This is a genomic window from Cupriavidus necator, assembly GCF_016127575.1.
In the GTDB taxonomy this organism is placed as follows: domain Bacteria; phylum Pseudomonadota; class Gammaproteobacteria; order Burkholderiales; family Burkholderiaceae; genus Cupriavidus; species Cupriavidus necator_D.
In genome coordinates this window covers 3,891,315-3,912,448 of sequence record NZ_CP066018.1, presented here as the reverse complement: position 1 = coordinate 3,912,448, position 21,134 = coordinate 3,891,315, and the positions used below count along the sequence as shown (strand labels likewise).

General features: G+C 66.7%; 19 protein-coding genes. 18 read left to right on the top strand and 1 reads right to left on the bottom strand.

Annotated elements, in window-relative coordinates:
- Nucleotides 1-136: 136 nt before the first annotated feature.
- Genes I6H87_RS18425 through I6H87_RS18410 form a run of 4 tightly spaced genes read left to right on the top strand, consistent with a single transcriptional unit; the run spans nt 137 to nt 3,885 of the window.
- Nucleotides 137-1,084 (top strand): branched-chain amino acid ABC transporter permease, encoded by a 948-nt coding sequence (locus I6H87_RS18425; RefSeq protein WP_010810051.1) that lies wholly within the window; start codon nt 137-139, stop codon nt 1,082-1,084.
- A gap of 4 nt (nt 1,085-1,088) precedes the next feature.
- A complete protein-coding gene (locus tag I6H87_RS18420) occupies nt 1,089-2,402 on the top strand; it encodes a branched-chain amino acid ABC transporter permease (protein WP_010810050.1) in 1,314 nt (437 codons plus the stop codon).
- The gene (locus tag I6H87_RS18415; RefSeq protein ID WP_010810049.1) at nt 2,399-3,172 is read left to right on the top strand and encodes an ABC transporter ATP-binding protein; all 774 of its coding nucleotides are present in this window, start codon (nt 2,399-2,401) and stop codon (nt 3,170-3,172) included. Before I6H87_RS18420 ends, I6H87_RS18415 begins: the two co-directional genes overlap by 4 nt.
- Entirely contained in the window at nt 3,172-3,885 is a 714-nt protein-coding gene (locus I6H87_RS18410) for an ABC transporter ATP-binding protein (RefSeq protein WP_011615132.1), read from the top strand. The genes I6H87_RS18415 and I6H87_RS18410 overlap by 1 nt, the downstream gene beginning before the upstream one ends.
- On the opposite strand, the gene I6H87_RS18405 is transcribed toward I6H87_RS18410, so the two are convergent.
- Nucleotides 3,860-5,449, bottom strand: a complete 1,590-nt coding sequence (locus I6H87_RS18405) for an amino acid permease (protein ID WP_011615133.1) — start codon at nt 5,447-5,449, stop codon at nt 3,860-3,862. The two genes, I6H87_RS18410 and I6H87_RS18405, sit on opposite strands and share 26 nt — an antisense overlap.
- A 489-nt stretch (nt 5,450-5,938) precedes the next feature.
- Between I6H87_RS18405 and I6H87_RS18400 the strand changes: the two genes are divergently transcribed.
- From I6H87_RS18400 to I6H87_RS18335, 14 genes are all read left to right on the top strand, one after another.
- Nucleotides 5,939-8,020: a 3-hydroxyacyl-CoA dehydrogenase NAD-binding domain-containing protein gene (locus I6H87_RS18400; RefSeq protein WP_010810046.1), complete on the top strand. Its 2,082-nt coding sequence runs from the start codon at nt 5,939-5,941 to the stop codon at nt 8,018-8,020.
- Between the two features lie 30 nt (nt 8,021-8,050).
- Nucleotides 8,051-8,695, top strand: coding sequence for a bifunctional nicotinamidase/pyrazinamidase (gene pncA / locus I6H87_RS18395; protein WP_011615134.1), 645 nt, complete (start codon nt 8,051-8,053; stop codon nt 8,693-8,695).
- Nucleotides 8,696-8,742: 47 nt separating this feature from the next.
- Nucleotides 8,743-9,921: an acetyl-CoA C-acyltransferase gene (locus I6H87_RS18390; protein WP_010810044.1), complete on the top strand. Its 1,179-nt coding sequence runs from the start codon at nt 8,743-8,745 to the stop codon at nt 9,919-9,921.
- On the top strand, nt 9,921-10,367 hold the full coding sequence (locus tag I6H87_RS18385; RefSeq protein WP_010810043.1) for a PaaI family thioesterase: 447 nt from the start codon (nt 9,921-9,923) through the stop codon (nt 10,365-10,367). The genes I6H87_RS18390 and I6H87_RS18385 overlap by 1 nt, the downstream gene beginning before the upstream one ends.
- Before the next feature lie 111 nt (nt 10,368-10,478).
- Nucleotides 10,479-12,341 carry an acyl-CoA dehydrogenase gene (locus I6H87_RS18380; protein WP_011615135.1) on the top strand — a complete coding sequence of 621 codons (1,863 nt, stop codon included), beginning with the start codon at nt 10,479-10,481 and terminating at the stop codon, nt 12,339-12,341.
- Nucleotides 12,342-12,387: 46 nt separating this feature from the next.
- Nucleotides 12,388-13,170, top strand: coding sequence for an SDR family oxidoreductase (locus I6H87_RS18375; RefSeq protein WP_010810041.1), 783 nt, complete (start codon nt 12,388-12,390; stop codon nt 13,168-13,170).
- A 127-nt stretch (nt 13,171-13,297) separates the two neighbouring features.
- On the top strand, nt 13,298-13,735 hold the full coding sequence (locus tag I6H87_RS18370) for a PaaI family thioesterase (protein WP_010810040.1): 438 nt from the start codon (nt 13,298-13,300) through the stop codon (nt 13,733-13,735).
- Between the two features lie 94 nt (nt 13,736-13,829).
- Nucleotides 13,830-14,840 carry an NADP-dependent oxidoreductase gene (locus I6H87_RS18365; RefSeq protein ID WP_011615136.1) on the top strand — a complete coding sequence of 337 codons (1,011 nt, stop codon included), beginning with the start codon at nt 13,830-13,832 and terminating at the stop codon, nt 14,838-14,840.
- Between the two features lie 77 nt (nt 14,841-14,917).
- The gene (locus tag I6H87_RS18360; RefSeq protein ID WP_010810038.1) at nt 14,918-15,766 is read left to right on the top strand and encodes a class II aldolase/adducin family protein; all 849 of its coding nucleotides are present in this window, start codon (nt 14,918-14,920) and stop codon (nt 15,764-15,766) included.
- Between the two features lie 39 nt (nt 15,767-15,805).
- A complete protein-coding gene (locus tag I6H87_RS18355; protein WP_010810037.1) occupies nt 15,806-16,741 on the top strand; it encodes a glutathione S-transferase family protein in 936 nt (311 codons plus the stop codon).
- 59 nt (nt 16,742-16,800) lie between these two features.
- Nucleotides 16,801-17,703, top strand: a complete 903-nt coding sequence (locus I6H87_RS18350) for an SDR family oxidoreductase (RefSeq protein WP_010810036.1) — start codon at nt 16,801-16,803, stop codon at nt 17,701-17,703.
- A gap of 34 nt (nt 17,704-17,737) precedes the next feature.
- Nucleotides 17,738-18,685, top strand: a complete 948-nt coding sequence (locus I6H87_RS18345; RefSeq protein WP_010810035.1) for an alpha/beta fold hydrolase — start codon at nt 17,738-17,740, stop codon at nt 18,683-18,685.
- A gap of 380 nt (nt 18,686-19,065) precedes the next feature.
- A complete protein-coding gene (locus I6H87_RS18340) occupies nt 19,066-19,848 on the top strand; it encodes a GntR family transcriptional regulator (protein ID WP_011615138.1) in 783 nt (260 codons plus the stop codon).
- Between the two features lie 25 nt (nt 19,849-19,873).
- Entirely contained in the window at nt 19,874-21,091 is a 1,218-nt protein-coding gene (locus I6H87_RS18335; protein ID WP_011615139.1) for an ABC transporter substrate-binding protein, read from the top strand.
- The last annotated feature ends 43 nt before the right edge of the window (nt 21,092-21,134 follow it).

Sequence of the window (21,134 nt, the reverse complement as noted above, 5' to 3'; positions counted from 1 at the left end):
CTTTCAGTCTTTTTCGGTCGATACCGGGGAGCGTCCGGGGCGGGTAACCGCCCCCGGAGGGGGACGCTCACCCTCAATCCAACCGGACGGACGCCGGCATGCCCACGCATGGCGGCGCCAGCTTGAAGGACACGCTGTGGAATTCTTCGTCATCTCACTGCTGAACGGCATCAGCTACGGGCTGCTGCTGTTCATGCTGTCATCGGGCCTTACGCTGATCTTCAGCATGATGGGCGTGCTCAACTTTGCCCATGCCAGCTTCTACATGCTGGGCGCCTACTTCGCCTACACCATCGCCAGCAAGGTCGGGTTCTGGCCGGCGCTGATCTTCGCGCCGCTGCTGGTGGCCGGCGCGGGCGCGCTGGTGGAGCGCTTCGGCCTGCGCACGGTGCACAAGTACGGCCACGTGGCCGAGCTGCTGTTCACCTTCGGCCTGGCCTACCTGATGGAAGAGGGCGTCAAGCTGGTGTGGGGCCTGGCGGCGGTGCCGTACCGGATCCCCGCGGAGCTGGACGGGCCGCTGTTCACGGTGTTCACCTCGTCCTTCCCCAAGTACCGCGCCTTCATGATGCTGGTGTCGCTGGGCATGCTGGTGGCGATCTACCTGGTGCTGACGCGTACCCGCATCGGGCTGGTGATCCAGGCCGCGCTGACGCACCCGGAAATGGTCGAGGCGCTGGGCCACAACGTGCCGCGCGTGTTCATGATGGTGTTTGGCGGCGGCGCCGCGCTGGCCGGGCTGGCGGGAGTGATCGGCGGCAATGCCTTTGTCACCGAGCCATCGATGGCCGCGGCGGTCGGGTCGATCGTGTTCGTGGTGGCGGTGGTGGGCGGCATGGGATCGCTGGTGGGCGCCTTCATTGCGTCGATCCTGATCGGCGTGCTGCAGACCTTCGCGGTCACCATCGACGCCTCGCTGGCGGGCCTGATGACCAGCCTGGGGCTGGCGGTCAGCGAGGCCACGCCGTTCTATTCCTTGTGGAAGCTCACGGTCGCCCAGGTGGCGCCGGTGCTGCCGTACCTGCTGCTGGTGGTGATGCTGATCTTCCGCCCGCGTGGACTGATGGGAACCCGGGAGAGCTGACACCATGGAGCAAGCGATGCAACAACCCCGCGAGCCGGTGGTGACCGGCCGCACCCTGCGCTACCGCCCGCTGAACCTGGCGCGCTGGATCATCTGGAGCCTGACCGTGCTGGTCATGCTGGTGCTGCCGCTGATCTTCACCGGGGGCTTCGCCATCACGCTGATGTCGCAGATGGGCATCATGATCATTTTTGCGCTGTCGTACAACATGCTGCTCGGGCAGACCGGCATGCTGTCGTTCGGCCACGCGGTCTACTCCGGCCTGGGCGCGTTTATCGCCGTGCATGTGCTGAACATGGTCGGGGCGGGCAAGGTCTGGCTGCCGGTGTCGATGCTGCCGCTGGTGGGCGGCCTGGCCGGCGCCTTCTTCGGCGTGATCTTCGGCTACGTCACCACCAAGAAGTCCGGCACCACCTTTGCCATGATCACCATGGGCATCGGCGAGATGGTGTTCGCCAGCTCGCTGATGTTTCCGGAGTTCTTCGGCGGCGAGGGTGGCATCTCCACCAACCGCGTGGTCGGCGATCCGTTCCTGGGCATCACCTTCGGGCCCGGGCGCCAGGTCTACTACCTGATCGCGGCGTGGTGCCTGCTGTCGATGGTGGCGATGTACGCCTGGACGCAGACGCCGCTGGGCCGCATCGCCAACGCCGTGCGCGACAACCCCGAGCGGGTCGAGTTCATCGGCTACAACACCCAGCGCGTGCGCTACCTGGTGCTGATCCTGTCGGCATTCTTCGCCGGTATCGCCGGGGCGCTGGGCGCCATCAACTTCGAGATCGTCTCGGCCGAGAACGTCAGCGCGGTGCGCTCCGGCGGCGTGCTGCTGGCGGTGTTCATCGGTGGCGCGGGCGTGTTCTTCGGGCCCATCATCGGCGCGGTGGTGTTCGTGCTGTTCGCGGTGGCGCTGTCGGACCTGACCAAGGCCTGGCTGCTGTACCTGGGCCTGTTCTTCGTGCTGATGGTGATGTTCGTGCCGGGCGGGCTGGCCAGCCTGCTGCTGATGCAGGTGCCGCTGCTGGGCAAGGGCAAGCTGGGCCGCATGCTGCCGTCCTACGCGCGTGCCGGCGGCGCCGCCGTGGTGCTGCTGCTGGCCATGATCCTGACGGTCGAGCTGGTCTACAAGGTGCAGGTCGACAGCGCCAACGGCACCACGATGTCGCTGTTCGGCGTCGGCTTCGATGCCGCAACCTGGACGCCATGGCTGGCGGCGGCCGCGCTGTGGGCGGCTGGCCTGTTCGCGTGGCGGCTGGCGGCGGCGCGGGTGCGCAGCGCGTGGGACAAGGTACAGATGGAAATCGCAGGAGGCAGGCCATGACAGCGGCACTGGAACTGACCGATGTACGCAAGAAGTTCGGCCAGACGGAAATCATCCGCGGCGTGAACCTGAGCATCCCGAAGGGCGAGCGCCATGCGCTGATCGGGCCCAATGGCGCAGGGAAGTCGACGACCTTCAACCTGATTTCCGGCCGGTTTGCGCCGAGCAGCGGGACCGTGCGGCTCAATGGCGCGGAGATCGGCGGGCTGCAGCCGTTCGTGATCAACCGCATGGGGCTGTCGCGCAGCTTCCAGATCACCAACATCTTCCATCGGCTGTCGGTGTTCGAGAACCTGCGCTGCGCGGTGCTGTGGTCGCTCGGCTACAAGTATTCGTTCTGGCACCGGCTCAAGGGCCTGCGCGACACGCGCGAGCGCGCGGAGGAGGTGCTGGAGCTGATCGGCATGCAGCACCGCCGCGACAGCCAGGCGGGCCTGCTGACCTATGCCGAGCAGCGTGCGCTGGAGATCGGCATCACCATCGCCGGCGGCGCCGAGGTGATCCTGCTGGACGAGCCCACCGCGGGCATGAGCCGCTCCGAGTCCGATCACGCGGTGGAGCTGATCCGCAAGGTCACCGTCGGCAAGACGCTGGTGATGGTGGAGCACGACATGAGCGTGGTATTCGGCCTGGCCGACCGCATCTCTGTGCTGGTCTACGGCGAAGTGATCGCCACGGACACCCCGCAGGCCATCCGCAACAACCGCAAGGTCAAGGAAGCCTACCTGGGCACAACCCTCGACGAGGAAGCCACCGAAGGAGCGCACTGATGGGCAAGCGCATGCTGAACGTCCAGGGCCTGCACGCCTACTACGGCAAGAGCCATATCCTCCACGGCGTGGACGCGCATATCGACGAAGGCGAGATCGTCGCGCTGCTGGGCCGCAACGGGGTGGGGCGCTCGACCATGGCCAAGGCCATCCTCGGCATGGTCAAGGCCGAGGGCTCGGTGCGGTTTCGCGACGAAGAGATCCTGGGGCGGCGCACCTTCGAGATCGCGCACCTCGGGATCGGCTATGTGCCGGAGAACCGGGATATCTTTCCGACGCTGACCGTGCGGCAGAACTTGCTGCTGGGCGAGAAGCGCAACCCACGGCAGGCCAGGCCGCGCTGGACCGTCGAGGACATGTTCAACATGTTCCCGCGGCTGAAGGAGCGCGAGAACACCTCGGCCGGCGTGCTCTCCGGCGGCGAGCAGCAGATGCTGACGTTGTGCCGCACGCTGATGGGCGACCCCGACCTGGTGCTGATCGACGAACCGACCGAAGGCCTGGCGCCGATGATCGTGGCCCTGGTCGGGGACTACCTGAAGACGCTGAAGGAGCGGGGTATTTCCGTGCTGCTGATCGAGCAGAAGCTGGCGATCGCGCTGGATATTTCCCAGCGCGTCTACGTGATGGGGCACGGGCATATTGTGTTCGAGGGGACGCCCGCGGAACTGAAGGCCAACTCGCAGATCAGGAAGGAGTGGCTGGAGGTATGACTTCGGCCACTGTGCGCTCCCCTTGCCAACTGTGTGCTCCCTCTCCCGCTTGCGGGAGAGGGCCGAAAACTGCCGGCTTTGGCAAGTCAAACGGCATATCCTCATAGTCGATCAGCCGCGACTTCTTCACCGCCCGGTACCCCCACCACAGCGCCAGGAACGCCGGCACGCCGATATAGGTCGCCACGATCTCCGGCCACCGGTTCGGAATATCCGCAAACGCCTGGTAGTTCTGCCCGGCCACGATCACCACGCACAGCACCACGGTAAAAATGGGGCCGAAGGGATAGAGCGGCGAGCGGTAGGCCAGCATGCCAACGTCATAGCCCTGGTGCACCAGCCCGCGACGGAAGCGGTAATGGCTGATGGCAATGCCCAGCCAGGCAAAGAAGCCGGTCATGGCCGAGGTGTTGAGCAGCCACAGGTAGACCGCCTTGTCCCCGAACAGCGAACTGAAGAAACACAGCGCGCCCACGGCGGTGGTGGCCAGCAGCGCATTGAACGGCACGCCGCTCACGGTCAGCTTGCCGAACGCGCGCGGCGCGCGGCCGCTGACGGCGAGGCCGTAGAGGATCCGGGTCGATACATACATGCTGGAGCTGCCGGCCGAGAGCAGCGCGGTCAGCACCACCGCGTTCATCAGCCCCGCAGCAAAGGCCAGGCCGGCGTGGCGGAACACCAGTGCAAACGGACTCACGCCCACGTCGGTGACGTCGTTGCGCAGCAGGCTGGGATCGGTATAGGGAATCAGCACCCCGATGATCAGGATCGCGACCACATAGAACAGCAGGATGCGCCAGAAGGTCTGCCGGATCGCGCGCGGGATGGTCCTGGCCGGGTTCTCCGCTTCGCCGGCGGCCACGCCCACCGTTTCCGTGCCCTGGAAGGAGAAGCCCGCGATCATCGCCACGCCGATCATGGCCGGGATGCCGCCGACAAAGGGCGCGTCACCCATGGTGAAGTTGTGCCAGCCAGACTGCGGGCCGCCTTTCATGATGCCGAAGATCATCAGCAGGCCCACGCCCAGGAACACGATCACGGTCACCACCTTGATCAGCGCGAACCAGTACTCGGCCTCGCCGAAGCCGCGCACCGAGAACGCATTGAGCCCGAACATCAGCAGCAGGAACGCGGCGCTCCAGACCACGCCGGGCATTTCGGGGAACCAGTACTGCATCACCAGCTGCGCCGCGGTCAGTTCCACGGCGATGGTCACCGCCAGGCTGAACCAGTAGTTCCAGCCCAGCGCGAAGCCGAAGCCTTCGTCGACATAGAGCGCGCTGTAGGTGACGAAGGAGCCGGCCACCGGCATATGCACCGCCAGCTCGCCCAGGCTGGTCATCAGGCAATAGACCATCAGCCCGAGCAGCATATACATCAGCAGCGCGCCGCCGGGGCCGGCCTGCGCGATCGAGGCGCCCGAGGCCACGAACAGCCCGGTGCCGACCGCGCCGCCGATGGCAATCATGCTCAGGTGGCGGGCCTTGAGCCTGCGCTTGAGGTGGTCGTGCTCGACCACCGGGTGCTGGTGCTCGTGGGCGTGGGAATGTGAGGGGGAAGACATCAGGGTCGCTGGACCTTCCGCCGATCCGGCATCTTGTGGAACCCGGACGGCAAAAAACGAAAAGCCGCGAGTTTACAGGGTCGGCCCGCGCGATTTGTCCGTGTCGGCCAAATAAAGTCCGATACTGGTTTAGAGGCGGCACTCAGTCGCACTCGGCAAGTGCTTTATCCGCCATGGCGGGACGATTTGGCACCGCGTCAGGCGCCCCGCCATGCATCGCGGTCAGGGGCGGCATTAGCGCCGCGCATGTCGCCGGAAAAGTCCGAAAATTAAAATTGAACGACCGTGCTATTTTGTGTATGCTTGTTTCGCCCAGGCGCCGGAAGGCGTTGCGGGACGCGGGAAAGCGGCAGGTCGGGCGGAGGGTTTACCCGCTCATGACGGCAGCCTCCCGCAGCAGTCGCCGGCCGCTGCCGGCCGCGCCGTGCAGTAAAAATTGAATTCGAGAATTCGAATCCCGAGACAACTTTTGACACCAAAGGAACCAGCATGACAGCGCAGTATCAGGTTCAGGACGGCGTAGCCGTCATCACGCTCGACAATCCCCCTGTCAACGGCCTGGGTCACAGCACCCGGCTTGGCATCGTCGAAGGCATGACCCGTGCGCTGGACGATGCCGCCGTCAAGGCCATCGTCATCACCGGCGCTGGCAAGGCTTTCTCGGGCGGCGCCGACATCCGTGAATTCAATACGCCCAAGGCCATGCAGGAGCCGACGCTGCACTCGGTGATCCGCGTGCTGGAAGGCTCGTCCAAGCCGGTCGTGGCCGCCGTGCACTCGGTCGCCATGGGTGGCGGCCTGGAGCTGGCGCTGGGCTGCAACTACCGCGTGGCGTCCAAGGGCGCCCAGATCGCGCTGCCGGAAGTGAAGCTGGGCCTGCTGCCGGGCGCCGGCGGCACGCAGCGCCTGCCGCGCGTGATCGGCCTGGAGGCCGCGGCCAACATGATCGTGTCGGGCACCCCGGTGCTGTCCGAGAAGTTTGCCGGCACCAAGCTGTTCGATGAAATCGTCGACGGCGACGTGCTGCCCGCCGCGGTCAAGTTCGCGCAGAACGTTGGCGCCGCCACCGGCCCGCATCCGAAGGTGCGCGACCTGAAGGTGCGCCACGAGAACCCCGAAGGCTACCTGGGCTTTGCCCGCAATACCGTGGCCGCGATGGCCAAGAACTTCCCGGCGCCGCTGAAGTGCCTGGAAGCGGTGGCCGGCTCGCTCAAGCCGTTCGAACAGGGCCTGAAGCAAGAGCGCGAGGGCTTCCTCTACCTGGTTACCACGCCGGAATCGCGCGCGCTGCGCCACGCCTTCTTTGGCGAGCGTGCCGCCAGCAAGATCCCCGATGTGCCCGAAGGCACGCCGACCCGCAAGATCGAGAAGGTCGCCGTGATCGGCGCCGGCACCATGGGCGGCGGCATCAGCATGAACTTCCTCAACGCGGGCATCCCGGTCACCATCCTGGAAACCAAGCAGGAAGCGCTCGACCGCGGCGTCGGCATCATCCGCAAGAACTACGAGAACAGCGCCAAGAAGGGCAAGCTCACGCAAGAGAAGGTCGAGCAGCGCATGGGCCTGCTCAGCACCACGCTGTCCTATGACGACCTCAAGGACGCCGACCTGATCATCGAGGCCGTGTTCGAAGAGATGGGCGTCAAGGAGACCGTGTTCAAGAAGCTGGATGAAGTCGCCAAGCAAGGCGCGATCCTGGCCTCGAACACCTCCACGCTGGACGTCAACAAGATCGCCTCGTTCACCAAGCGTCCGCAGGACGTGGTCGGCATGCATTTCTTCAGCCCGGCCAATGTGATGAAGCTGCTGGAAGTGGTGCGCGGCGAGAAGACCGGCAAGGACGTGCTGGCCACGGTCATGCAGGTCGGCAAGAAGATCAAGAAGACCGCGGTGGTGTCGGGCGTTTGCGACGGCTTTATCGGCAACCGCATGATCGAGCAGTACAGCCGCCAGGCTGGCTACCTGCTGGACGAAGGCGCGCTGCCGGAGCAGGTCGACAAGGCCATCGAGAAGTTCGGCTTTGCCATGGGCCCGTTCCGCATGGGCGACCTGGCCGGCAACGACATCGGCTGGGCCATCCGCAAGCGCCGCGCGGTGGACAAGCCGGAGATCCAGTATTCCAAGACCGCGGACCTGCTGTGCGAGATGGGCCGCTTCGGCCAGAAGACCGGCGCGGGCTGGTACGACTACAAGGCGGGCGACCGCAAGCCGTACCCGAACCAGCAGGTCAACGACATGATCGTGCAGCACTCGAAGGACCTGGGCATCACGCGCCGCAAGATCTCTGACGAAGAGATCGTCGAGCGCCTGGTGTTCGCGCTGGTCAACGAAGGCGCCAGGATCCTGGAGGAAGGCATTGCTTCCAAGGCCTCGGATATCGACATGGTGTACCTGACCGGCTACGGCTTCCCGCTGTTCCGCGGCGGCCCGATGCTGTACGCGGACCAGGTCGGCCTGTACAACGTGGCGCTGTCGATGAAGCGCTACGCCAAGGGCTACCACGGTGAAGCGTGGCAGGTCGCGCCGCTGCTGCAGAAGCTGGCGGACGAAGGCAAGGGCTTCAACGGTTAATACCGCCACATGGTTCAGCCTGGAGCTGAGATGAACACCACCATCGGACCGGACGATTGCCTGCTGGTGATCGACGTGCAGAACGACTTCATGCCGGGCGGCGCGCTTGCCGTGCCCCACGGCGATGAAGTGGTGCCCGTCATCAACCGGCTGGCGCGTGCGTTCGGTCATGTGGTGCTGACGCAGGACTGGCATCCCGTCAGCCACGTCTCGTTCGCGGCCAACCATGCGGGCACGCAGCCGTTCCAGACGCTGGCGCTGCCGTATGGCGAGCAGGTGCTGTGGCCGGTGCACTGCGTGCAGGGCACGCCCGGCGCTGCGCTGCATGCGGGCTTGCACGTGCCGCATGCGCGGCTGGTGATCCGCAAGGGCCACCATGCCGACGTGGACAGCTACTCCGCCTTCCTGGAGGCGGACCGCACCACGCGCACCGGGCTGGCCGGCTACCTGCGCGAGCATGGCGTCAGGCGCGTGTTCTGCGCGGGTCTGGCGACGGACTACTGCGTGGCCTGGAGCGCGCTCGATGCACGCGCCGCGGGCTTCGCGGCCGCGGTGATCGAGGATGCCTGCCGCGCCATCGACCTGGAAGGGTCGCTGGCCAAAGCATGGCAGGACCTCGGCGCCGCCGGCGTTGCGCGCGTCACGTCCGCTGAACTGCTCAAGGGCCAGGGCTGAACCGAACCACCGAACTGAACGACACAAGAGAATCCGAGGAGCAAGACATGAACGAAGCAGTCATCGTATCCACCGCGCGGACCCCGCTGGCCAAGAGCTGGAAGGGCGCCTTCAACATGACCCACGGCGCCACGCTCGGCGGTCATGCCGTCCAGCACGCCATTGCCCGCGCCAAGATCGAGGCCGCCGAAGTGGAAGACGTGCTGATGGGCTGCGCCAACCCGGAAGGTGCCACCGGCGCCAACATCGCACGCCAGATCGCACTGCGCGCCGGCTGCCCGGTGACCGTGCCCGGCGCCACCGTCAACCGCTTCTGCTCGTCCGGCCTGCAGACCATCGCCATGGCCGCGCAGCGCGTGATCGCTGATGAGGGCGACATCTTCGTCGCCGGCGGCGTGGAAAGCATCTCGTGCGTGCAGCAGGAGATGAACCGCCATATGGTCCAGGAAAGCTGGCTGCTGAAGAACAAGCCGGAAATCTACTGGAACATGCTGCAGACCGCCGAGAACGTGGCCAAGCGCTACAACATCTCGAAGGAGCGCCAGGACGAGTACGGCGTGCGCAGCCAGCAACGCGCCGCCGCCGGGCAGGAAGCCGGCAAGTTCAAGGACGAGATCGTGCCGATGACGGTGCTGGCGGGCGTGGCCGACAAGTCGACCGGCCAGCTGGTGACCAAGGAAGTCACCGTCTCCGCCGACGAGGGCATCCGCGCCGATACCACGCTGGAAGGCGTCTCCAAGATCCGCAGCGCGGTGCCGGGTGGCGTGATCACCGCCGGCAATGCCTCGCAGTTCTCGGACGGCGCTTCGGCAGCGGTGGTGATGAATGCGCGCGTCGCCGAGGCCCGCGGCCTGCAGCCGCTGGGCGTGTTCCGCGGCTTTGCCGTGGCTGGCTGCGAGCCGGACGAGATGGGTATCGGCCCGGTCTTTGCTGTGCCCAAGCTGCTGAAGAAGGCCGGCCTGAAGGTCGACGACATCGGCCTGTGGGAGCTGAACGAAGCCTTCGCCGTGCAGGTGCTGTACTGCGCCGACACGCTCGGCATCCCGATGGACCGGCTGAACGTCAACGGCGGCGCCATCGCCGTGGGCCACCCCTACGGTGTGTCGGGCGCGCGCCTGGTCGGCCATGCGCTGATCGAAGGCAAGCGCCGCGGCGTCAAGTACGTGGTGGTGACCATGTGCATCGGCGGCGGCCAGGGCGCGGCCGGCCTGTTCGAAGTGCTCTGATGTCGGCTGCGGGCACCGCGCGGGCCACGCCCGCCGACATGCTCGCCTGGGGCCGGGAGGTGCTGGCCAGCCAGCCCTTCTCGGTCCTGGTCGGCACCGAACTGGCGGCGTTGTCGCCGGGCAAGGCTGAGTTGCGCCTGCCGATCCGTCAGGACCTGCGGCAGCAGCACGGCTTCCTGCACGGCGGCGTGGTCAGCTACCTGGCCGACAATGCGCTGACCTACGCGGGCGGCGCGGCCATGGCGGTGCCGGTCGTGACATCCGAGTACAAGATCAACTACGTGCGCCCGGCGATCGGCGAGCTGCTGGTCGCCCGCGCCGAATGCGTCAGCGCCGGCCGCCAGCAGGCGGTGGTGCGCTGCGACGTGTACGTCGTCAGGGATGGCGAGGAGAGGCTCTGCGCGGTGGCGCAGGGAACGATCGCGCGCCTTGGCGAAGGCGCCTGAGCGGCACGCAGGGAAGGGCGCGGCAGCGCCCTTTTTTGACCGCGCCCGGCGCCTCCCACGCTAGCAAAAAGAACTCGCGGCACGCCACGCAGTGCGCCGCATGGAGACACCATGTCGATGATCCTATCCCGCCGCGACCTGAATTTCGTGCTGTACGAATGGCTCAAGGTCGACGAGCTCACGCGCATCCCGCGCTATGCCGACCACTCGCGCGAGACTTTCGACGCCGCGCTGGACACCTGCGAGAAAATCGCCACCGACCTGTTCGCGCCGCACAACAAGAAGAACGACCAGCAAGAGCCGCATTTCGACGGCGAGACCGTCAGCATCATCCCCGAGGTCAGCACCGCGCTGAAGGCCTTCTGCGAGGCCGGCTTGATGGCCGCCGGCCAGGACTATGAACTGGGCGGCATGCAACTGCCGGTGGTGGTCGAGAAGGCTGGCTTTGCCTACTTCAAGGGTGCCAACGTCGGCACCAGCTCGTACCCGTTCCTGACCATCGGCAACGCCAACCTGCTGCTGACGCACGGCACGCCGGCGCAGGTCGAGACCTTCGTCAAGCCGGAGATGGACGGTCGCTTCTTCGGCACCATGTGCCTGTCCGAGCCGCAGGCGGGCTCGTCGCTGTCGGACATCACCACGCGCGCCGAGTACGAGGGCGAATCGCCGCTGGGCGCGCAGTACCGGCTGCGCGGCAACAAGATGTGGATCTCTGCCGGCGAGCACGAGCTGTCGGAAAATATCGTCCACCTGGTGCTGGCCAAGATCCCCGGCCCGGACGGCAAGCTGATCCCGGGCGTGAAGGGCATCTCGCTCTTCATCGTGCCCAAGTACCTGGTCAATGAAGACGGCTCGCTGGGCGAGCACAACGACGTGGTGCTGGCCGGCCTGAACCACAAGATGGGCTACCGCGGCACCACCAACTGCCTGCTCAACTTCGGCGAAGGCATGAAGTACCGGCCGGGCGGCAAGGCCGGCGCGATCGGCTACCTGGTGGGCGAGCCGCACAAGGGCCTGGCCTGCATGTTCCACATGATGAACGAGGCGCGCATCGGCGTGGGCCTGGGCGCGGTGATGCTGGGCTATACCGGCTACCTGCACGCGCTGGACTACGCGCGCAACCGCCCGCAAGGCCGCGCGGTCGGCCCCGGCGGCAAGGATGCGGCCAGCCCGCAGGTGAAGCTGGTCGAGCACGCCGATATCCGCCGCATGCTGCTGGCGCAGAAGAGCTATGTCGAAGGCGGCCTGGCGCTGAACCTCTATTGCGCGCGCCTGGTCGACGAGGAAGAGGCCGCTGCGGCCGCCGGCGACCAAGCCGCGCATGCGCGCCTGGCGCTATTGCTCGATATCCTGACCCCGATCGCCAAGAGCTGGCCGTCGCAATGGTGCCTGGAGGCCAACAACCTGGCGATCCAGGTGCATGGCGGCTACGGCTATACGCGCGAGTACAACGTCGAGCAGTTCTACCGCGACAACCGCCTCAACCCGATCCACGAAGGCACGCACGGCATCCAGGGCCTGGACCTGCTGGGCCGCAAGGTGGTGATGAAGGACGGCGCCGCCTTCAAGCTGCTGGGCGAGCGCGTGCAGGACACCATCACCCGCGCGCTCGCCGCCGGCAATGCCGAGTTGTCGCAGCAGGCAGGCGCCCTCGGCACCGCCACCAAGCGCCTGGCCGAGGTCACGCAGGCGCTGTGGAGCGCGGGCGACCCCAACGTGACGCTGGCCAATGCCTCGGTCTACCTGGAGGCCTTCGGGCACGTGGTGGTGGCGTGGATCTGGCTGGAACAGGCACTGCTGGCGCAAGCCGCGCTGCCGCGCGCGAACGGCAAGGAAGACGAGGACTTCTACCGCGGCAAGCTGGCCGCGGCGGCCTACTTCTTCCGCTGGGAGCTGCCCAAGGTCGGCCCGCAGCTGGCGCTGCTCGAGTCGCTCGACCGCACCACGCTCGACATGCAGGACGCGTGGTTCTGAGCGGCGCTTGCCCATCCCCGAACCCTACAGAACGAAGGAAGACAATATGCGTACCATCCAGCAACTGTTTGACCTGAAGGGCAAGACCGCGCTGATCACCGGCGGCTCGCGCGGGCTTGGCCTGCAGATTGCCGAGGCGCTGGGCGAGCAGGGCGCGCGCCTGGTGCTGTCGGCGCGCAAGGCCGACGAGCTGCAGGCGGCGCAGGCGCACCTGAAGTCGCTCGGCATCGAGGCCGACTGGATCGCCGCCGACGGCTCGCAGGAGTCGGAAATCGCGCGCCTGGCCGACGAGGCCATCGCGAAGCTGGGCCACGTCGACATCCTGGTCAACAACGCCGGCGCCACCTGGGGCGCCCCGGCCGAAGACCATCCGGTCGAAGCCTGGGACAAGGTGATGAACCTGAACATCCGCGGCCTGTTCCTGCTGAGCCAGCGCATCGGCAAGCTGTCGATGATCCCGCGCCGCTACGGCCGCATCATCAACGTGGCGTCGATCGCGGGGCTGGCCGGCAACCCGCCGGGCAGCATGGAGACCATTGCCTACAACACCTCCAAGGGTGCGGTGGTCAACTTCACGCGCACGCTGGCGGCCGAGTGGGGCGAGCACAACATCACCGTCAACGCGCTCGCGCCGGGCTTCTTCCCGTCGAAGATGACCAAGGGCTCGCTCGAGCGCATGGGCGTTGAGGCCATGTGCGCCGGCGTGCCGCTGCACCGCCTGGGCGACGACGAGGACCTGAAGGGCGCCGCGCTGCTGTTTGCCAGCGACGCCGGCAAACACATCACCGGCCAGATCCTGGCGGTGGACGGCGGCGTCAGCGCGGTCTGAGCCGGGCAGGGCGCATTCCGGGCAAGCCGCACCGTGCGGCTTGGCGGAATCCCGGATTGCCCTCAAACTTGGGGCCGGCGCAAGGCCTCGGCCTCGCCGGCACCTAATTCTCGGACTCGCAATTGCCATGAACCAGTTCAAAGGCCCCCTGACCCACATTCCCTTCCTCGCCGACCTCGGCGTGACCTGCAACCTCGCCGAAGGCGGCCGCAGCGAGATCGCACTGCCGATCGAGAAGCGCCACCAGAACAGCTGGGACATGGCCCACGGCGGCGTAATCATGACGCTGCTCGACGTGGCCATGGCGGTGGCCGGCCGCAGCAGCGACGCGGATGGCCGGGGCGTGGTCACCATCGAGATGAAGACCAGCTTCATGGCGCCGGGGCGCGGCGCGCTGACCGCGCGCGGCACCACCGTGCACCGCACCACCACCATGGTGTTCTGCGAAGCCGAGATCGTCGACGCCGACGGCAAGACCGTGGCGCGCGGCTCGGGCACCTTCAAGTACATCCGGCGCATGCCGCCGCAGCGCCCGGGTGAGACCGATACCGGTGCCGACGGCTGAGCGCCGGCACCGATGCAGCAGACGGGGCAGCGCGGCTGTCCCTTCCCGACGCAGTATTCAAGCCGTTCCATATTCCTACTGAAAGGAATCGACCATGTCCAAAACGTTCAAGCGCATCGTCCTGGCCTCGCGTCCCGAAGGCGCGGTGACGCCGGCCAATTTCCGCCTGGAAGAAGTGCCCGTGCCGCAGATCGCCGACGGCCAGGTGCTGGTGCGCAACCACTACCTGTCGCTGGACCCGTACATGCGCGGCCGCATGAACGACAGCAAGTCCTACGCCGCGCCGCAGCCGCTCGATGAGGTCATGATCGGCGGCACCGTGGGCGAAGTGGTGGAAAGCAGGAACAGCAAGTTCAAGCCAGGCGACAAGGTGGTCGGCATGTTCGGCTGGCAGGAGATGGGCGTCAGCGACGGCACCGGCCTGCAGCCGGTCGACACCACGCATATCCCGCTGTCGGCCTACCTCGGTTCGGTCGGCATGCCGGGCGTGACCGCCTGGTATGGCCTGAACAAGATCATCCTGCCCAAGCCGGGCAAGACCATCGCGGTCAGCGCTGCCTCCGGCGCAGTGGGCAGCGTGGTCGGGCAGCTGGCCAAGCTGGCCGGCTGCCGCGCGGTCGGCTTTGCCGGCGGCAAGGACAAGTGCGACTACGTGGTCAATGAGCTGGGCTTCGATGCCTGCATCGACTACAAGGCGGCCAAGGATCCCAAGGAGCTCTACAAGATGCTCAAGGAAGCCACCCCGGACGGCATCGACGGCTATTTCGAGAATGTCGGCGGCGATATCCTGGACGCCGTGCTGACGCGCATGAACGCCTTCGGCCGCATCGCCATGTGCGGCATGATCGCGGGCTATGACGGCCAGCCGCTGCCGCTGAAGAACCCGCAGCTGATCCTGGTGTCGCGCCTGACCATCGAAGGCTTTATCGTCTCCGAGCATATGGAGGTCTGGCCGCAGGCGCTGAAGGAACTGGGCACCGCCGTCGCCCAGGGCAAGCTCAAGTTCCGCGAGAGCATTGCCGAAGGCCTGGCCAGCGCGCCTGAAGCCTTTATCGGCCTGCTCAAGGGCAAGAACTTCGGCAAGCAGCTGGTCAAGCTGGTCTGACCGGCGCATGCAGGGCCGCGGCGCGCCTGCCGGGCGCGCCGCGGGCAACGGATTTCACCAAAAAGATGGAGACACCGATGAATGCCCCGCAAGCCCCGCAAATCCAGAGCGGCGACGAGATCGGCGCCGGCCTGCCCGAAGAGGTCAAGGCCCGCTACCGCAACCTGCCGCGCCCGCCGCAGTTCGCCACCGCCGCCGCAGAGCGCCTGCACCGCAAGCAGCGCCTGGCCGCGGCCTTCCGGCTGTTTTCCAGGTTCGGTTTCGACGAAGGCGTGGCCGGCCATATCACCGCGCGCGACCCGGAGTTTCCCGATACCTTCTGGGTCAATCCCTTCGGCGTCCATTTCAGCCAGGTCAAGGTCTCCAACCTGATCCGCTGCGACCACCACGGCGACGTGGTCGAGGGCGACTACCCGGTCAATGCCGCGGCCTTCGCCATCCATTCGCGCGTGCACCAGACCCGCTCCGACGCGGTCGCGGCAGCGCATTCGCACAGCACCCATGGCCGCGCGTGGTCCACGCTGGGCCGCCCGCTCGATCCGCTCACGCAGGACGTGTGCGCGTTCTACCAGGATCATGCGGTCTATGACGATTTCGGCGGCGTGGTGGTGGAGCTCGACGAAGGCCAGCGCATCGCCAATGCGCTGGGCCAGAACAAGGCCGCGATCCTGCAGAACCATGGCCTGCTGACGGTCGGCAAGACCGTGGACGAAGCCGCCTGGTGGTTCATCACCATGGAGCGCTCCTGCCAGGTCCAGCTGCTGGCCGAAGCCGCCGCGGCGCGCACCCAGGCGCCGCTCAAGCTGATCTCCGATGCGGCCGCGCGCCAGGCCTATTCGATCGTCGGCACGGCGCAGGCGGGCTGGTTCCAGTTCCAGCCGCTCTATGCCCGCATCGTCAAGGAGCAGCCGGACCTGCTGGACTGAACCGCACGGCACCCGCTGGCAAACATGGAGTTGGATCGCATGGCCGACATCATTCTTCACCAGTACGCAACTTCGCCATTCTCCGAGAAGGTCCGCCTGCTGCTGGGCGCCAAGGGACTGGCCTGGCACGCGGTGGAAATCCCCGCCATCCTGCCCAAGCCTGACCTGCTGGCGCTGACCGGCGGCTACCGCCGCACGCCGGTGCTGCAGGTCGGTGCCGATATCTACTGCGATACCGCGCTGATCTGCGAGGTGCTGGACGCGCTGGCGCCCGCGCCGGCGCTGTATCCGCCGGCCCAGGCCGCGGCGGCGCGGGTCGCGGCAGCCTGGTTCGATGCGGCGCTGTTCACGGCATCGGTGACCTATGTGTTCCAGCCGGCCGGCGTTGCCAGCATGCTGGGCCACCTGTCGCCGGCGCAGGTCCAGGCCTTCAGCGCGGACCGCAAGGCCATGCGTGGCGACACCAATGCGCTGCGCATGCCGTTGCCCGAAGCCACCGCGCTGCTGCATGAAACGTTCGGCCAACTGGAAACGCAGTTCGCTGCCGGGATCGGGCATGTGGCCGGGCCGGCGCTGTCGGTTGCCGATTTCTCGCTGTACCACAACCTCTGGTTTATCCGCCGCGCCGGCGCGCTGGCGCAGCTGCTGGAGGCTTATCCGCGCTTGCAGGCCTGGTATGCGCGCATGAACACCTTCGGCCATGGCCGGCCGCGCGTGATCGACAGCGAGGACGCGATCGGCGCCGCGCGCAGTGCCGATCCGCTGGCGCTGGATGAGGGCGTGGTCGTGGATGCCGGCCTGCAGGCCGGCGACGCCGTCACCGTCACGCCGACCGACTATGCGCGCGACCCGGTGGCCGGCGTGCTGCTGGCGCTGAGCGCGCGCCGCGTCACGCTGCGCCGCCAGGACCCGCGCGCCGGCGCGCTCAATGTGCATTTCCCGCGGCAGGGCTACCAGGTGCAGCGCGCCGCCTGAGCGCGCATGGCACACGGCCCGCCGTTTCCCAAAACGAATCACGCGACAGGACAGACGATATGAAGGACTTCTCCAACAAGGTGGCTGTCATTACCGGCGGCGCCTCGGGTTTCGGCAAGGAGTTTGCCCACATTGCCGCCGACCTCGGCATGAAGCTGGTGCTGGCGGATGTGCAGGAAGACGCGCTGGACGCGACCGTGGCGGAATTCAAGGCACGCAATGTGCCGGTGATCGGGTTGCGCACGGACGTCTCGCGTGCCGACCAGGTGCAGGCGCTGGCCGATGCCGCCATCGAGGCCTTCGGCCAGGTCAACCTGCTGTTCAATAACGCCGGCGTGGGCGCGGGCGGCCTGATCTGGGAGAACTCCGAGAAGGACTGGGAGTGGGTGCTGGGCGTCAACCTGTACGGCGTCGTGCACGGCGTGCGCATCTTCACGCCGCTGATGCTGGCCGCGGCGGAGAAGGATCCGGCCTACCAGGGCCATATCGTCAACACGGCGTCGATGGCGGGCTTGCTGAACCCGCCGGCAATGGGCGTGTACAACGTGTCCAAGCACGCGGTGGTGGCGTTGACCGAAACCCTGTACCAGGACCTGGGCCTGGTGACGGAGCAGGTGCGCTGCTCGGTGCTGTGCCCGTACTTTGTGCCCACCGGCATCAACCAGTCCCAGCGCAACCGGCCCGCCGACCTGGCCAACCAGGCGCCGCCGACGCGTTCGCAGCTGGTGTCGCAGGCCTTGTCGGACAAGGCCGTCGGCTCCGGCAAGGTGACCGCCGCCGAGGTCGCGCAGCTGACCTTCGATGCCATCCGCGACGAAAGCTTCTATATTTATTCCCACCCCCAGGCGCTCGCCCCCGTGCGCCAGCGCTTCGAGGACATCGTCGGGCAGCGCAATCCCGGCGATCCGTTTGCCGACAAGCCCGAGGTCCGCGCGGGCCTCGTTGCCGCGCTGCGCGGCTGACGCCAGCACAACGCCACAACGAGGAGGACCGCATATGGAGAACAACATGGCTGCCCCCGCCGCCGTGATCCGCCACCTGCAGTACGCCACGCTGCCCAACGGCACCCGCCTGCACTACGCCAGCGCGGGCGAGCGCGGCAAGCCGCTGATGCTGTTCGTGCACGGCTTTCCTGAATTCTGGTTCGAATGGGAGGCCCAGCTGGCCGAGTTCGGACGCACGCATTTTGCCGTGGCGCCGGACCTGCGCGGCTACAACCTGTCGAGCAAGCCCGCCGAGGTCGAGGCCTACCGGCCGCGCCATATCGTCGAAGACCTGGTGCAGCTGGTCAGCGCGCTGGGCTATGACCAGGCCGTGGTGGTGGCGCACGACTGGGGCGGGGCGATCTGCTGGAACCTGGCGATCCAGTTCCCGCAGCTGGTGCGCCAGCTCGTCATCGTCAACTCGCCGCATCCGTACCTGTTTGCGCGCGCGCTGGCCACCGATCCCGAGCAGCAGGCCGCTTCCGCCTACATGAACTGGCTGCGCAAGCCGGGCTCGGAAAAGGCGCTGGCCGCCAACGACTTCGCGCTGCTGGACCGGATGCTTGCCGATGCCGACGGCAAGCCGGCGGCATGGTACACGCCGGAGACGCGCGCCAGGTACCACGCGGCATGGTCCCAGCCGGGCGAAGGCCAGGACGCCGGCGTCCATCCGCTCACCGGCGGCGTCAATTTCTACCGCGCCTCGCCCATGCACCCGCCGGGCGAGGGCGAGCCGCCGCCCGATATCTCGCGCCTGGATCCGGCCGCGTTTGTGGTCAAGGTCCCCACGCTGGTGATCTGGGGCGAACGCGACCGCGCGCTGCCGAAGTCGCTGGTGGACGGGCTGGGCGACTTCGTGCCTGACCTGCGCCTGGAACGCATCCCCGAGGGCACGCACTGGGTGATCCATGAGCAGCCGGAACGCGTCAACCTGCTGATCCGGAGTGCGCTGCCGGGGTAGCTGCCAGATGTCGTTCGGGCCGCCAACGAAACCCCAGTCAGCAGCTTTCAGCCCCGCCTTGATGGCGGGGCTTTTTGTTGGTGCGCCATGCCTGGCGCTGTCCGGCTCGCGCTGGTGTTTCCGGAACGTCTGAAGCATTTACTGAGTAATCCGGACGACCCCTGACTTTTTATTAAGGGCTGGCTTTCATTCCATGTCTCATTGGGGAAAATATCTACGATGTCCTATTAGTTGTCCTATTGAAGCGACAATAATACTGATATATCTTTCGGTCCATGCTTCAGAGCCGATATTCCCTTGACTAATTGGCCTGAACGGGAAGTATCCGATGTCGGTGAACCGATAAATTTCAACGGGTCGAAAGATAGCAGCCGCCATTTATGGGAAACCAAAATTCGCCGATGCCGCGGTATCACCGCATTTACCTGGTGCTGCGGCAGAAAATCCTGAACGGGTTATACGACGAGAGCGGGCTGCCGGCCGAGTTCCGCTTGATGGAGCAGTATCGCGTGGCGCGGGTGACGGTGCGGCGGGCGTTAGCCGAGCTGCTCCAGGAAGGCCTGATCTACCGGCGGCCCGGGCAGGGGACATTCGTCAATATCGAGCAGGTTCGGCTGAACAGGCCACCAGCGCAGATGTGCGGCCTGCTCGACAGCCTGCTCGAAGTCGTCGCCGGCACCTCGGTGCGGGTGGTCGATTTCGGCATGCGGAGCTGCCCCACGCACGTCCGGGAGGCGCTGCGGCTGGCGGAGCGGGACGAAGCCCTGCACGTGATGCGCGTGCGCCTGCACCGGGACGAACCGGTCTCGCTGATCACGACATGGTCGCCGCCGCACGTGGCGCTGTTGCTGACACCGGGCGCGCTGCAGCAGCAGCCCATGCTGGCGCTGCTGGAAGACGGCGGGGTTCGCATCGGCCACGCCGACCAGACGCTGTCCTGCTGCCTGGCCGACGCGCAGGCCGCGGCGCTGCTGGACGAGCCGGTGGGTGCGGCGCTGCTGTCGGTGGTGCGCGTGGTGCGCGATGTCGACGGCAACCCGGTCCAGTGGCTCAGCGGCCTGTATCGCCCGCAATGCTACGACTACCGCATGGCGCTGACGCGCGCTGGCGAAGACAAGGCGCGTATCTGGCTTGCGCGCGACCTATCCACCGCGACGCGGTGATCCAAGAAATCGGGAGGAGACAGAAATGACCAAGACTTATCCGGCAAGACGCCGGTTCCTGGGCCAGGCCGCGCTGCTTGGCGCCGGTGCGCTGGCGCCGCAGATCGGACGGGCCCAGCCCAGGCCGGTGCGCATCGGCGTGCTGCATCCGGTCACCGGAGCGCTGGCGTTTTCCGGCACGCAATGCCGTGCCGGCGCGCTGCTGGCGATCGCCGACATCAACGCCGCCGGCGGTATCAAGTCGCTGGGCGGCGCCAGGCTGGAAGCGGTGCTGGGCGATGCCCAGTCGCAGCCGGAGATCGGCGCGGCCGAAGTCGAGAAGATGAACGAGGCCGGCGTCAGCGCCGTGGTCGGCGCCTATGCCAGCGCGATCTGCCTGGCCACCACGCAGGCGGCGGCGCGGCATGGCCTGGCGCATGTGGTCGACGTGGGCGTGGCCGATGCCATCGTCGAGCGCGGCCTGACCAACACGTTCCGCTTCGGCCCCGGCTACAAGGTCGCCACCGAAACCGCGATGAGCAACCTGCGCACGCTCAACCAGCTCAGCGGCAACCGCGCGCGCACGGCGATGATCATCCACGAGGAATCGCTGTTCGGCAGTGGCACGGCCAAGCTGCTGAGCCAGCGCCTGCCGGAGTTCGGTTTCGAGGTGAAGGAGGTGGTCAAGCACGCCAACCCGACGCGCGACTTCAGCAATATCGTGCTACGCATGAAGGCGGCCGATCCGGACATCGTGATCGCGGCCAACTACTACAACGAGTACGCCCTGCTGATGCGCACCATGCAGCAGCAGAAGTTCCGGCCCAAGGCGGTCTACTCGGTGCTGGGCGGCGCGGCGTCGAGCTTCAAGTTCATCAAGGAGTTCCCGGCGGCGGCGCAGCATGTGCTGGACTGCAACCACTGGTACAACCCCAGGGATCCTCGCGCCATTGCGCTGCGCAAGCGCGTTGAGGCCAGCGGCCTGTTCTTTACCTACGAGGTTTTCTGCACCTATGCGTCCACCATGCTGCTGGCCGACAGCATTGAGCGCGCCGGCTCGGCGCAGCGCGAGCGCGTGATCGAAGCGCTCGCCAGCAGCAGCTTCAGCAGCCACTTCATGCCGTACGGGCCGACGCGCTTCGTCAACGGCCAGAACACCGGCGCGCAGCCGCTGCTGACGCAGGTGGTGGATGGCGACATCAAGGTGGTCTTCCCCAACGCCTACCGGCAGGTCGACGCGGTGTTCCCGCTGCCGGCCAGCTAAGCGCTTCACGCCGGTCGCGCCGGTACGCCGTTTATCCCTAGTC